Raw genomic sequence first — 10,599 nt, 5'->3', positions numbered from 1 at the left:
GGGGGGGGGGGGGGGCTGCTTTACTATTGTGACACAGTCTGCAAGCCGGAATGACGACTATACAAAAGTGAGGCTGCTGTATTGGAACTATCCCTTGTTCACACCAAGACAACACAGCATTGCTTCAATCAGTTTATCATTGTCTATGGGTTTGATTATGTTTCTGCAAACCTTGTCGCTTGTATGGAGTTCGTCATTGTAGCCGGTTGTTATTATAATCGGCTGTGTGTCATTTAGTTTCTGAATTGCCGTTATCATTGCCATCCCGCTCATAACAGGCATTTGAATGTCGGTTATCACCAAATCAATTTCATCTTTGTTTGAGGTATAGATGTCCAAACCTTCTTTGCCATTAGCCGCTTCAAAGACTTTGGCAACCCTTCGCCTTAGAAAACGGGCAACCAATGTCCTTATATACACGTCGTCCTCTGCATATAACACCCTTATTGCCTTTAATACAGATTCGTCCATCATAGCTCAATCCTCAGTTCGCACCAACCATCGCTATTTCTCATCGCTATTGTGCCGTTCATGTTTTTCTCGATTATTACCTTTGCCATGTATAACCCCATTCCGGTGCCCCGGGTCTTGTCCTTGGTGGTAAAGTATGGATCAAATACCTTGCTTATTATATCCTCGGCAACCTCACCGCCGTTGTTCATAATGGTTATAATCTTCCTGCCTGTGCCGCCGTCCTTATATAATTTTATCTTTATAATACCATCGGGAAGATCCATTCTTTCAAATGAGTCTTTGGCATTGGTTAGAATATTTAAGATTACCTGGGCAAACTCATTCGGATAACCTCGTGTCGTCAGAGTAGTGTCTAAGTCCTTGTTGATAACAATGTCCCTCTCTTTGACATACCCTTCAATAAGGGCGTCGGCTTTGTTTATTTCATCTGATATATTGAATTCTTTTTGCTCTTTATCGTGGATGTAGAAATTCCTGAAATTATCTATGGTGTCAGATAATGATTTTAACTCGGACATGGCAATTTCTATATTTTTGTTCAGATACTGCCCGTCTAATTCGTTATGAAGATATGCGTCCTTTATGTCCTGAACCGAAAGCGACACTCCACACAGCGGCTGCCTCCAGTGGTGAGATATGTTGACCAGTAACTCACCCATAGACAAGTGTCTGGATTGCTCGTAGACGAGTTGATCTCTTTCGCGGTTTTTGGCAACCTCCTCTTCGACTTTCTTTTGCAGGTTCAGATTCTGCTGCCTTATCGCCTCTTCCATTTGTTTACGGGATGTTATGTCCCTTATGAATGAAAACATTATGTTGTCTTGCTTGATAAAATTGACACTTACGTCAACATCCATAATCCTGCCGCCCTTACACCTATGTTTAGATTCAAACCTGACGCACCCTATCTCCTCTATTGTCATCAGGCGTCTTTTTGTTTCTTCAGGAGTTTCTATCGCGTCAATATCTCTTACGTTCATGTGCGTCAACTCCTCTTGTGTATATCCTGACATTTTACAATATGCCTCATTTGCTTGCAGGATATTTCCTTCCATGTCCAGCATCCAAAAACCCTCAATAGAGGCAGAAAGAATTCTTTTATATCGTTCTTCTAATCTTATTCTAACCTCGCTTGCTTTTATCAGGCTAATTTCAAGCATCTTACGGTCGGTAATGTCCCGGGCTGTGGCATAGGTGATTCCTTCCTCCGCAATAAAATTGGCATGCCAGGACAAGTAACGAAAAGAACCGTCTTTGCATACATATCTATTTTCAAAGTTCAGCGAATAGCCCCTTTGAATCTGCCGCGCCATTTCATCTAATGTAGACTGCCGGTCATCAGGATGAACGAAATCAATAAACGGCTTTGACAAAAGCTCTGATTCGGAATAACCCAAGACCTTTGTGCAGGCTGGGTTTGTACTTTTGAAGGCACCATTTGGGTCGGCCATCACCATAAGATCCTCTGAGCTATTAAAAAACTTGCGGAACTGTTCGCGCTGTTCTTCGATAATCTTACGCTGTGTAATATCGTGAATTGTTGAGCAGACATAATCTTTCCCCTGTATAGTGACAACCCCGGTATATACCTCGATGTCTCTTAGTTCTCCAGACGATGTGCGATGGCTGGTTGCTAAAAACTCCCGTTTCTTGCCGATTATTTCCGAGGCAATGGAAAGGAGTTTTTCTTTAGGCAGGGTTTGTATATCTGTAAGCCTCTTCTTTAAGAACTCATCCCTTGAATAACCATAAAACAGACATGCCTTTTCGTTGACGTCTTTCATTTCTAACGTATCGGGATTGATTATGAGGATAGGCATAGCCATTTCATTATAAATAGTCTTGTACCTCTGTTCACTTTCCCCAAGACTATGAGTGATTTCCTCGTTGGTCTTATTTTGGCGGATGTGTGAAATGCCGAATGACAGACTCGCTGCTAACTCCTGTAGTAACTCAACCTCATCGGTATTGAATGCGTTAGGTTCAATTGCGTAAATGGTTAAAGCGCCTATAACAAAATCATCAATAATCAACGGCAAGGCAATAGAAGACGCGTAACCCCGCATGATTGCGTCTTCTCTCCACGGTTTTAGTTTTTCATCTGTAGTCATGTTTTGGCAAACCACAGGCTTCTCTGAGCGAATGGATGTTCCGGTTGGTCCTAATCCCCTTACTTCCTCACTCCATACGATATTTGCTTTTTCTACATAACCAGCATTCAATCCACAAGATGACACCGGAGAGACGTGTCTTTCCTCATCATATTCTTTATATCCTACCCATGCTAACCTGTAGCCCACATCCTGAACAATCACCCTGCACAGGTCGTTTAACAGCGACAGTTCGTCATGATTTTCACGAATCACCTTATTACATTTCATAAGGGCGGTTAACGCCCTGTTAAATTCTGCCGATTTCATGTTCTCTCTACCCCACCTGTATTATACCTTAACTGTACGGGATATGTTTATTGTTATCATCGTAGATGTCCTTAAAAATATTGGCGCAGTTCTTAAATGCCTCCAGCACTTTAGGGTCAAAATGGCTGGGCATAGTTCTGCCATCACCTTTGGTCAATATCTCATATGTCTTGTCATGTCCGAATGACGGCTTGTATGGCCTGCTTGTCATTAACGCGTCGTACTGGTCACAGATATTCACTATTCTTGCCTCCAGTATGATCTCCTCACCTTTTAATCCATTAGGATAACCGCTGCCATCCCATCTCTCATGGTGGCTTAACGCTACTTCCGCTGCAAGCTGTATCCGCTCGTTGTTTGAACCTTGTAATATTTCATACCCAATAGTTGCATGGGTTTTTATCAGATCAAACTCCTCGTTCGTTAGTTTTTCAGTTTTCAGCAGGACATTTTCAGGGATGCCAATCTTGCCGACATCATGCAGCGGGCTGACAAATGCCGTCCTATCAACAAAGTCCCTCGGCAGCCCCAATTCTTCGGCAAGAAGTACCGAGTATTGCTTTACCCTTAATATATGTGTGCCGGTCTCCTGATCTTTATACTCCGACGCCTTTATCAGGCGAAACATGATTTCGTTGTTTAATTCCGTTATCGTACTAAACGCTTCTCTTAGTTCTTTTGTCTTTGCAGATACCTCTTGTTCCAGATTTTTTTTATAAGTTTTTTCTATCCTCAGTAAATCGCTGAATCTCATCCCACGCTCTACTGCTAATATGAAATCCTCAGGCTTGTATGGTTTCAATAAAAAATCAAATGCCCCCCTTCTGATTGCATCTATGGCTGACGGCAACTCAGCGTATGCGGTCATCAATATTACGGGCTCTTCCATGCCTCTTTTTCTCATATCCGCTATTATTTCCAGGCCCGTGATATTTGGCATCCTGATATCGGTTATTATCAGGTCATATCCCCCCGAAATAATTCTACCTAACGCGTTTTTACTATCCGGTTCAGTCTCTACATCATAACCGTCTGCCTTTAAAACCATCATAGATGATTTCAGCATCGACCTGTCGTCATCTACTATAAGTATTCTCCCCTTTTTGCTTAACAATTTATCATCTCCTTAATCATAGTTAACAACTTACCTACATCAATCGGTTTTGTAATATAATTAAACTGGGCATCTTTAATCAGCTTATTCTCTAAATAAACATCTGTATAGCCGCTTACAAATAAAACCTTGGCGTCTTTGTTCATTTTTATTATTTTATCATATGCCGCTTTCCCATTCATTTTTGGCATTATAATATCCATTATTATTAAATCTGCATTGTTTTCACTATACAATTTTACAACCTCTTCCCCATCCGCGGCAGTTATTACCTCATAGCCCGCCCTTGTTAATAGTTGAGATGTAACATTTCTTAAAGTTTCATCATCTTCCGCGACAAGAATGCGCCCCTTGCCACAATCAGGCTCACAACGGCTCAATGATTCCGCGTTTGTTATAAAATTATCTATCAATGGAATATAAATTGAAAAAGTTGTCCCCTTGTTTAACTCACTATTTACATCTATATAACCTTTGTGCTGTTTTACAATTCCATAGACCGTAGACAACCCAAGCCCTGTTCCTTTTCCCACTTCTTTTGTAGTAAAAAATGGATCGAAGATATTCTTAATTATCTCACCATCCATTCCCGTGCCGGTATCGGTAACTCTTAATAATGCGTACCCTTGCGACTTCTGCACGCTTTGTAATTTTATAAAGTTTTTGTTGGATTTAACTTTCTTTAAACTAATTGCTAATTTTCCGCCACTAACCATCGCGTCCCTGGCGTTAGCGGCTAAATTCATCAGCATCATCTCAATCTGGTTGCCGTCGCCATATATGGGCAGATCATCACCGGATAAACTAATCTCTAACTCAATATCCTCCCCAATCAGATTAACTAAGAGCAGCTTCATTCTGTTAACAATATCAACAAGATTTACCGTGTGAAACTCAAATACATGTTTTCTGCTAAATACCAGCAGGCTTTTTGTAAGATTTGCTGCCCTTTCCGCTGACGCCCGTATCTCGTCCACAAAGTCTTGTAATTCCTCCTTCGTTATATCAGAAATTTTTCTTTTTATCAAATACACATAGTTTATAATCGAAGAGATTATATTATTAAAGTCATGGGCGACCCCACCGGCAAGCTGTCCTATGGATTCCATCTTCTGGGCATGGCGAAGTTCCTGTTCAACTAATTTTCTTGCGGATATATCAATTATTCCACCAATTACCCCCTCGTATGCCCCTTCTTCGTTAAATATAGGAGATGGCTCCACCTTTATATATAGTTTAGAGCCATCCTTTCTGTTAAGCTTAGTCTCTACCTGCTCAATTATTCCATCCCGTAGTTTATTTGTGTTCGCAATGAATATTTGTTTATCCTCATCGTCCATAAATTTCTCTGTTTTATGTCCAATCATCTCCTCGGCAGTGTAACCCATCATCGCAGCCATCGCCGGATTCACATATGTGGTACAACCATCTTTATCTGCAACCCATATACCCGCGTGGTGAAGTTCAACCAATTGGCGGTATCTTTTTTCACTCTTTTTGAGCTTACGCTCTGACGCTTTCGCCATTGTTATGTCACGAAAACTCCATACCCTTCCAAGTATTTTGTCTTCCATTTTTTGCGGCTGGGAGTACCGCTCAAAAATGCTTCCGTTTTTAAGTTCTACAACATCAAAACTTGTCTCTGACGGGTTTTTGTAAAGTTCATTCACTTTTTTGATAAACTCATCCGGTGTGCTTAACTGTTCAATCGCGTAAGATAAAACCAGAGCGTCGTCTTTGGTCTGTAATAACGGCACCGGTATCTTCCACATATCAACGAATTTTTGGTTGTAGTAAGTTATTCTTCCTTCTATATCCACAACGAGGATACCGTCGGCAGTTGATTCCAGGGTTGCTGTAAGAAGGGATCTTGTTCTGTCATGAAGATACCGTTCAGCGTAATTGCACTGTTCTAACATCTCCCTCATCAGACATAACTCATTTATCAACTGGTCTTTAGTCTTGTCTTCATCTTCCATTTAGTTGCTCGCTCTCCAGTAACTCTTCAATTTGTACTTTCAATGTTGGAATTGCCTTGACTACCGTATCCCAAACCACTTGAATATCAACCCCAAAGTACTGGTGTATTAATTTGTCTCTTGCTTGTGCCATTAACTTCCATGGAATTTCAGGGTATTTATCCCTCATATCTGAGGTCATTCTCTTTGCTGCCTCTCCAATTATTTCCAACTCCCTTATAACGCCAGCCTGAACTAACTTATTGTTAATGAAGTCATCAATAATAAACATACCCTTCGTGTATTCCTCAATTCTGCAAATAGCATTATTGATATGTTGTATATAAACTAAATTACCTCTATTCATCAGTAAATCTTCACAAGACTTTTCTTAATATTATCTATCAAATAAGGACTGATTGCGTGTTCGGTTAACATATCTACTTTGATCCCAAGCGCTTCAGACAAATCCAGCTCAATGCCAGCTATATCGTAGAGTGTCTTGCTTGTCGAAAATTCAACGAGAATATCAATGTCGCTATCATTTGAAAAATCTCCCCTGCCATAAGAGCCGAACACAGCAATGCTCTTAACCCCGTGAGGTTTGAGAAAATTCACTATCTTGTCTTCAATCTCCTGAATCATCACCTTCTCTCATTATACCAAATATCTCAGTCAAACATCCTGCCCCACGTCCAACGTTATAATAAACTCCGCCCCACCATCTACGTTTTGCACTGTAAGGCTGCCGCCCATATTCGTCTCTATTATGGTTTTTGACATGTATAGTCCAATCCCTGTGCCTGCTTTTCCCTTTGTCGTAAAATAGGGTTCAAAGATTTTATCTATTATATGTCCTGAAATACCGCCGCCGTTGTCTCTCAGAGAAATTATTATCTTATCCCTTTCTTCATCGTTGCTTATATAAATTTCTATAATTCCCTGTATGTTATAATCGGATTCTCTTCTTGAAGTAATGGCGTCTTTTGAGTTATTCAGAATATTGAGTATCACCTGTTTGAACTCATTGGGATATCCATCTGTAAATACTATTGTATTTTGCATAGTTCTCATAGAAATATCTACACTACTTTTCTTAAATATCTGTTCAAACATTGAGATGATTTCTTGTACGGCGGTTTTTACATTGAAATGTATTTTTTCCCTTGTCGGAATGAAAAAATTCTTGAAATCATCTATTGTCTTTGTCATAAAGATTGTTTGAGCAACTGTTGTATCAACACTGCTTTTCATATACTCCCCGTTAAGTTCACCGCAGTCATAAGCTTCTTTAACATCCTGCACGAGCAAGGATATGGCATTTAGAGGTTGTCTCCACTGATGCGCTATTAACCCCAACATTTCACCCATGGACGCCATCTTGGATTGCTGTATCATCATTTGCTCCTGCTGCTGCCTTTTACCTGTTTCCTCTGCTACCATTTTTTCAAGGTTGGTGTTTAATTGTTTCAGTTCCTCTTCCATTTTTTTCCGCTGCGTTATATCTATCATGGCGGCTACCGCGCCTGCGTATTCTCCACCTTCAATTATTGGCGTAGCTTCTACCATCAGATATATTGGAGTTCTGTCCTTTCTTACAAACTCAAATTCATAACCTTCCACAACACCTTGCATCTTGCGCCGCAGTTTTTGTTTCATATCCTCAACCCTGGCCTCGTCCACGAAGGCAGACAAGTGTGTGCCTATCATCTCTTCACATTTATAGCCAAGCATATCTGCCATCGCCGGATTCACATATGTAGTACAACCATCTTTATCTATAACCCATATGCCCGCATGATGAAGTTCAACAAGCCGACGGTATTTTGCCTCGCTTTCTCTGAGTTTAATCTCAATAAGTTTTTTTTCTGTTATATCCTCAACCATTGATATATGGTAAGTCGGCACATCATCACCTGTCCATAATAGAACACATTTCATATTAACCCATACAATATTACCGCCCTTATGGATGTAGCGTTTTTCCATTGTAACCACATCCACCTCGCCGTTTATGAGGCGCTTCATGTTAGCTAAGTCTGCCTGAATATCATCCTCATACGTTATTTCCTGAAATGTCTGATTTAACATCTCGTCACACAAAAACCCCGTTATTTCACAGTATTTTCTATTGATCTGAATAATATGGCCGGTATAGGTGTTGATGATTGCAATTCCAACAGGGGCTTGTTCAAAGATTTGAAGCTGTTTTCTTTGGCTTTCCTTTAACTGGATTTCTATATTTTTGCGGAACGCGATTTCTTTTTCTAATATTTCCGCGTGTTGCTCTATATGCCTTTTATAAGTTTTTTCAATATCCAGTAAATGGCTAAACCGCATCCCCCGCTCTACCGCTGAGATGAAATCCTCAGGTTTGAATGGTTTTAGTAAAAAATCATAGGCCCCCTTTCTTATGGCGTCTATGGCTGTCGGCAACTCCGCATAGGCTGTCATCAGTATGATGGGTTGTTCAAAACCTATCTTTCTGATCTCCGCTATCAGCTCCAAACCCGTCATATCCGGCATTTTGATATCGCTTACTATTAAGTCATATTTCCCTGTAAGGATTCTTTCTAATGCCGCCTTACTCTCTGGCTCCGCATCTACGTCATAACCCTCTGCCTTTAAAATCGCCGTTGACGATTTGAGCAAAGACTTGTCGTCATCTACAACAAGTATTTTCCCTTTTTGTTGTTTGTTCATCATATAGATCACCTCAATGACTTCAGATTATCCCTGACGGTTACAGTATTTGGATGTTCAGCGCCATAGACATGGGTGAATATTGCTAGCGCCCTCGTATAATACTCTATACCCTTTTCTCTGTCGCCCATTTCGCTCCATGCCGAGCCGAGGTTGTTTAAATCCCTTCCAACGCTCTGGTGGTCTTCTCCATGAACGCTTAAGTCTATCTTCAGTGCTATGCCGTAATAATCTATTGCCTTTTGGAGGTCTCCCATGCTCCTCCACGCCAGTCCCAGATTGTTATATCTTGTGGCTACCGAGTCATGTTCCTCTCCGAAAACGCTCACATCTATCTTTATTGCCTTCATGTAATACTCTATCCCTCTATGGATAAACCCCAGCGAACACCACGCCATGCCTATGTTGTTATAGTCAACCGCGACGTCGGGATGGTGGTCCCCCATGATTTCGATGTCTATCTCCAGTGCGTGCGTGTAATATTCCAGCGCCTTTTTGAAGTCTCTTTTGATGCTCCATGCCGTGCCAAGATTCGTATAGTCCTTCGCTGTGTTTATATTGACCTGTCCAGAGATTTTTATATCTAACTCCAGCGCCTTCGTATAGCACTCTATCGCCTTATCGGTTTGTCCTATGGCGCGCCACGCCAGCCCCATGTTGCTGTATATGGCGGCGATGTCTGAGCTGCCTTCCCCGGGATGTTCGCTGTACGAGGAAACCGCCATGTCATAATACTCTATCGCCTTTTGAGCGTTGCCAAGCACACCCCATGCAAGTCCGATATTGTTGTAGAGCATTGATACGGCCGGGTGTGAGCCGCCAAGGAGAATTTTATCAATTTCTAAGGCCTTTTCATAGTATTCAATGGCCAGCAACGCCTGCCCGGCACTCCGTAAGGACATACCTATGTTGTTGTATCGGCAGACTGCGCGCTGGTTGACCTCGCCGTAAAGAGCTATATCCACGCTGAGGGCATTCTTAAAATAGTCCACGGCCTTGTCGTAATTGCCTATTCGATATAGGGCAAGGGCGATGTTGTTATATCTGTCGGCAATTGACGGGTGCGATTGCCCGTATGTCTTAAGGTCTATCTCAAGCACCATGATAGCGTACTCGATAGCCCTCTTTTTGTCCCCCAATATTGCCCACGCCTTTTCAAGGCGGTCATACGCGTAGGTTACCTGCGTGTTGTTTGGTGTGTAACCGTTAAAGTTCATGATTATCTCGTCTATTATCGCTTGTATGTCTGCGCTGTCTATGGTTGCCGAGATTATCTCTGCCGCTTCGAGTGTCTCATCAGGGTCAAGCCCTCTTGATATGCCGAAATTCACGAGCAACTCTTCCAGCTTATCATGGTCTATTTCAACAATCCCCTCGGTGGTACTCAGCCAGTGATGAATTGCAAAGAGAAGAACTCTGAACCCTTCGTAAACTAAAATGGTCAACTTGCCCCTGAGAATCTCATCAGTGGTGTTGGTGGCAGAGTGCTTTGCGCACCTGTCTATGAAACGTGCGAGACTACCCTGTTCTTCCATATGGCTCCCTGATGGCCCCCTATTAACGAAGATGGTTCGCCGTGAAGATGGCACCCCGTTAACGAAAAAAAAGAAAAAGGCGGTATAAGCCGCTATTGATCTATATACTCAGGTAATTATAACATAAATTGCCTATGTATTTAATTCCTTGAAGAAGAAAACTGGCACGGTAAATTTGTTCTCCGTCATAAGTAAGCGGTAGTTGCTTAGTTTATTGCCATCCTTGTCCCTTTCTGTCATTCCGGCTTGTCCAGAGTAAGCGTCAAGAAAACCCCATCTTTACAGGGGAAGTAGCAGGTGTCATAATGGGCCGAAACAAGGAGGTTCATGATGATGAAGGAAGGGAAGGTATCAGTCTCAAAGGCGTCCAGTTATTGGAAGGCACACATAGAGGC

8 protein-coding genes are annotated in these 10,599 nt (G+C 41.8%); all 8 read right to left on the bottom strand.

From position 1 onward, the window contains the following. Nucleotides 1-87 precede the first annotated feature (87 nt). The 8 genes from AB7D94_RS14135 to AB7D94_RS14100 are packed head-to-tail and all read right to left on the bottom strand — an operon-like array spanning nt 88 to nt 10,204. Nucleotides 88-474, bottom strand: coding sequence for a response regulator (locus AB7D94_RS14135; RefSeq protein ID WP_420266583.1), 387 nt, complete (start codon nt 472-474; stop codon nt 88-90). Continuing rightward, entirely contained in the window at nt 471-2,894 is a 2,424-nt protein-coding gene (locus AB7D94_RS14130; RefSeq protein ID WP_420266582.1) for a PAS domain S-box protein, read from the bottom strand. The genes AB7D94_RS14135 and AB7D94_RS14130 overlap by 4 nt, the downstream gene beginning before the upstream one ends. A gap of 28 nt (nt 2,895-2,922) precedes the next feature. Further along, nucleotides 2,923-4,008: an HD domain-containing phosphohydrolase gene (locus AB7D94_RS14125; protein ID WP_420266581.1), complete on the bottom strand. Its 1,086-nt coding sequence runs from the start codon at nt 4,006-4,008 to the stop codon at nt 2,923-2,925. Beyond that, nucleotides 4,002-5,987 (bottom strand): PAS domain-containing hybrid sensor histidine kinase/response regulator, encoded by a 1,986-nt coding sequence (locus AB7D94_RS14120; protein WP_420266579.1) that lies wholly within the window; start codon nt 5,985-5,987, stop codon nt 4,002-4,004. Before AB7D94_RS14120 ends, AB7D94_RS14125 begins: the two co-directional genes overlap by 7 nt. Then, nucleotides 5,977-6,333 carry a HepT-like ribonuclease domain-containing protein gene (locus AB7D94_RS14115; protein ID WP_420266578.1) on the bottom strand — a complete coding sequence of 119 codons (357 nt, stop codon included), beginning with the start codon at nt 6,331-6,333 and terminating at the stop codon, nt 5,977-5,979. Before AB7D94_RS14115 ends, AB7D94_RS14120 begins: the two co-directional genes overlap by 11 nt. Then, complete coding sequence (locus AB7D94_RS14110) at nt 6,333-6,611, bottom strand: nucleotidyltransferase family protein (protein WP_420266577.1); 279 nt, start codon at nt 6,609-6,611, stop codon at nt 6,333-6,335. The genes AB7D94_RS14115 and AB7D94_RS14110 overlap by 1 nt, the downstream gene beginning before the upstream one ends. Before the next feature lie 30 nt (nt 6,612-6,641). Then, entirely contained in the window at nt 6,642-8,672 is a 2,031-nt protein-coding gene (locus AB7D94_RS14105; protein ID WP_420266576.1) for a PAS domain S-box protein, read from the bottom strand. A 5-nt stretch (nt 8,673-8,677) separates the two neighbouring features. Then, nucleotides 8,678-10,204, bottom strand: coding sequence for a tetratricopeptide repeat protein (locus AB7D94_RS14100; RefSeq protein WP_420266575.1), 1,527 nt, complete (start codon nt 10,202-10,204; stop codon nt 8,678-8,680). Nucleotides 10,205-10,599: the final 395 nt, after the last annotated feature.

It is taken from the genome of Candidatus Magnetominusculus dajiuhuensis (genome assembly GCF_046044395.1).
Taxonomy (GTDB): domain Bacteria; phylum Nitrospirota; class Thermodesulfovibrionia; order Thermodesulfovibrionales; family Magnetobacteriaceae; genus Magnetominusculus; species Magnetominusculus dajiuhuensis.
The sequence above is the reverse complement of the archived record's forward strand: the minus strand, read 5'-3'. Positions and strand labels throughout refer to the sequence as shown.